The 3,189-nt window shown below is 41.4% G+C and carries 2 protein-coding genes; both read left to right on the top strand.

Annotated features, from left to right (window positions below; all coding sequences use genetic code 11):
- Nucleotides 1-1,952 (top strand): alginate lyase family protein (locus tag Q0537_RS09620; RefSeq protein WP_299227599.1); only part of this gene is annotated, 1,952 nt, incomplete at its 5' end.
- A 10-nt stretch (nucleotides 1,953-1,962) separates the two neighbouring features.
- Nucleotides 1,963-3,093 carry a glycosyltransferase gene (locus Q0537_RS09625; RefSeq protein ID WP_299227602.1) on the top strand — a complete coding sequence of 377 codons (1,131 nt, stop codon included), beginning with the start codon at nucleotides 1,963-1,965 and terminating at the stop codon, nucleotides 3,091-3,093.
- Nucleotides 3,094-3,189: the final 96 nt, after the last annotated feature.

The raw sequence follows: 3,189 nt of genomic DNA on the forward strand, positions 1-3,189 counted from the left end.
TAAATTTTAATATTCCGACCATAAAAACTAGCTATATAAATATAAAAAATTTAGATGTATCAAATATCGATCCGGATGTCGCAAAATATCTATCTAAAATGTACATCGAGCATAAATTTGATCTGCTCGGTAGCGGGTGGGTGAAAAATAGCTATGATAGCGCGGTGCTCGGGCTTGATGGATACAAATACGATATGAACGCCGCCGCACCCGCGAATGCGCCCGAATGCTACGAGCCGATTGATTGGCAAAAGGATTTTAAAAGCGGCTTTCGGTGGAGCGAAAAAAAATGGTACAAAGACCAGCGCATAGCCCATAAGCCCGGCAGCGACATAAAGGTGCCGTGGGAGCTTGCGAGGCTTCAGCACTTGCCGCAGCTTGCTATTTTTGCGATGGTGGATCCGAGTTTAAAGGAGCAAAATTTAAAAGAATTTAAAAACCAAATTTTAGATTTTATCCGCAACAATCCGCCTCGAATGGGTGTAAATTGGACCTGTACGATGGACGTGGGCATCAGGGTCGCTAATATGCTGGCGGCTTACGATATGTTTTGCCAGATGGATGAGGGCGGAATTTTGGATGCGGATTTTAAACAGACCTTTTCAAATAGCGTCTACGAGCATGCGCTTCATATCTTAAATAATTTAGAATATTCGCCGCATCTTACGTCAAATCACTATCTAAGCGACATCGTGGGGCTGCTGTTTGCGTGCGCGTATTTGGACGGCGGCGGCGAGATAGACGCGTGGCTGGCATTTGCCGTGCAAGAAGTAATCAGTGAAATGAAAAAGGAATTTTACGAGGATGGCGGAAATTTCGAGAGTTCTACGAGCTATCACCGCCTAAGCGGCGAGCTGATGGCGTATGTCACGGCTCTGATACTGGGTCTAAAAAGCGAGAAAATTTCATCTTTGCAAAATTACGATGCAAAGCTTTGGCGCAAAAAGCCGAAGCTTTTGCCGCCGGAGAAGCAGGAATTTAAAATTCTAAACGGTCAAATCGCGCTGCCGCAGTGGTTCGTGGACAGGCTGTATAAAATCGGCAGGTTTACCGCGGACATTACAAAGCCAAGCGGCGAAGTACCGCAATTCGGCGATAACGACAGCGGTAGGTTTTTTAAATTTAGCCCAAACGGCGAGTTCTTGAGCAATGAACAAGTCGCGCGAAAATATCTAAATTTAAGCGGCTTTGAGGGCGGCGACGAGCCGTTTTGGGACGAAAATATTTTAAACCATTCCGCGTTAATTAGCTGCATGGGCGGAATTTTTGACTATAAGATATTTAAAAACGATATGCGCTTTGAGAGGAGCTTTGCTCACTCGCTCGCAGGGCGCACGCTGCAAGCAGGAGATAAAACATATAAAAGCCCGATCGCTTCGGGCGTAAAATTTAGCGAACTGCCGTACCGAAAAAGCATAGAATTTAAAATTCCAAATTTGCAAGAGATCAAAAATATATTTTATCCCGACAGCGGAATTTTTATCTTTAAGTCCAATAAATTTTACCTCGCCATCTGCGCTACGCCGCTTGGGCAAAGGGGTCACGGTGGGCATACGCACAATGATAAGCTGGGCTACGAGCTGTGGATAGACGGGCTGGATATAGCAAGAGATCCAGGTTCATATCTTTATACGCCACTCCCCGGCAGAAGAAATGAATTTCGAAGCGCCAAGGTACACAACGTGCCGATCGTGGAAGATCTGGAGCAAAATAGTTGGGGCGAGGGGGCGATAGGACTATTTGGAATGTTTGCGGAGTGTAGATGCGAAGTGGCGGATTTTGGAGAAAATTTTATAAGCCTAGCCGCAGAATACAAGGGCGTAAAAATTATTAGAAAATTTGAGGTAAAAGAGGACAAATTGGAGATTGCCGATATGTCGAACAAGGAATTTTATTATAGTAAATTTGAGTTATATTCAAACGGATATGGAAAGTTGATGAAAAATGTCTAAAAAAGTTTTAATGGCTGTTGCGAATTACTATACTTCGCCGTTTCAGGTCGGTAGTCATCATTATGCCAGAGCGTTTGAAAAGCTAGGATATGAGGTGCTTTTTATCTCAAATCCTATCTCACCGATACATAAAATTTTTGCAAATAGCAACGAGCTGAAAGAGCGGGAAAGAATTTATAAAAAAGGAGGCGAAAGTGCGGGGAGCATTTTTTATTATGTTCCGCGCTCCTTTTTTACTCCTCAAAACAAGCCATTTCTATCGTCGAATTTCGTTTTAAATAATTGGCAAAATTTTACATGTCCGAGTTTGCTAAATTTTATAAAGGAGCGGGGTTTTAGTGAGGTTGATATATTGTGGTTTGATAGCCCACTGTTCGGCTTTTTGCTGGACACAATAACTTATAAAAAATCGATTTTAAGGATAGCTGATTATGCGAAAGGTTTCGGCGCGGTTTCTGACGCGCAGTTTGACGCCGAGATAAAGATCGCGAATAAGGCAGATGCAGTCATTTATACGGCGAGAAATTTAAAAGAAAAATACGATCAAATAAAAGATAAATCTAAAATGAAATATGTACCAAATGGCATTGATCTTGATTTCTTTAAAACGGCAGATAGGTCTTTGCCGCCACAGCTTGAAGATATTCCTGAGCCTAGGGTAATTTACGTAGGGGCAATACACGATTGGTTTGATGTGGATTTAGTATATTACTGTGCTAAAAATTTGCCAAATTATAGTTTTATTATAATAGGTCCGGAGCAAAAAGATCTATCCTTGCTTAGGGAGCTAAAAAACGTGCATATTTTGGGAGCTATATCGTATAATAAAATTCCTGCGTTTTTATATAATTCGCAGGTGGGCATAATTCCTTTTAATGTTAAAGATTATCCTGATCTTGTAAATAGTATAAATCCGCTAAAGATGTATGAGTATCTAGCTTGCGGATTAAAGGTTGTTAGCGTGGAGTGGGAGCAGATTAAAGATATGGCTGATTATGTGCATTTCGCGGAAGATAAAGAGGAGTTTTTATGCTGTATTTCAAATAAGGAAGAGCGGCTACCCCTTGATCTGGAAAAAATGACGTGGTTAGGTAGACTTAAGGAATTGCTTGCCAGTTCGTCATTAAAGAAAGAAAAATGAAAATTTTATTTATTACGCTTAGGGCCGATCACGGCGGTGGACCAAAACACATCGATCTGCTTATAAATAATTTATCTAGCGAGATAGAGATATATC

It is taken from the genome of uncultured Campylobacter sp., assembly GCF_938017775.1.
GTDB lineage: Bacteria > Campylobacterota > Campylobacteria > Campylobacterales > Campylobacteraceae > Campylobacter_B.

What these genes read in the sequence shown, in the direction of transcription:
- Q0537_RS09625 (WP_299227602.1), top strand. Translation starts at nt 1,963, where the DNA reads ATGGCTGTTGCGAATTACTATACTTCGCCGTTTCAGGTCGGTAGTCAT.